Annotated in this window: 1 protein-coding gene; it reads right to left on the bottom strand. The window is 46.7% G+C overall.

Annotated elements, in window-relative coordinates; genetic code table 11:
- A partial coding sequence (locus ACG916_RS21540) for a CoA-transferase (RefSeq protein ID WP_419329369.1) occupies window positions 1–452 on the bottom strand: 452 nt, incomplete at both ends.

Raw genomic sequence — 452 nt, 5'->3', positions numbered from 1 at the left:
TCAATCACGCATAAGTCAGTATAGATACGATCAACACAATGCTTACCTGTCACAGGATAGCTCAGTTCTTCAACAATCTTAGGTTCACCTTGCTTGGTTACATGGTCTGTGGTGATAAAGACTTTCTTGGCCCCTACAGCCAAATCCATTGCACCACCCACCGCAGGAATCGCATCCGCCGCACCGGTATGCCAATTGGCAAGGTCGCCATTGGCCGCCACTTGGAATGCACCCAATACAGCAATATCCAAATGTCCACCACGCATCATGGCAAAAGAATCACCGTGATGGAAAAACGAGCCACCCGTTAGCATGGTGACATATTCTTTGCCTGCGTTAATCAGCTCAGGATCTTCTTCACCTTTGGCGGGTGGAGGACCAAAAGCCAATAAACCATTTTCAGAATGCAGGAATACATCTTTGTCTGTTGGCAAGTATTTTGAAATCTTGGT

Origin of the sequence: Acinetobacter legionensis (genome assembly GCF_048552295.1) — a bacterium.
Lineage (GTDB): Bacteria > Pseudomonadota > Gammaproteobacteria > Pseudomonadales > Moraxellaceae > Acinetobacter.
This window is presented reverse-complemented; position numbering and strand designations above follow the sequence as displayed.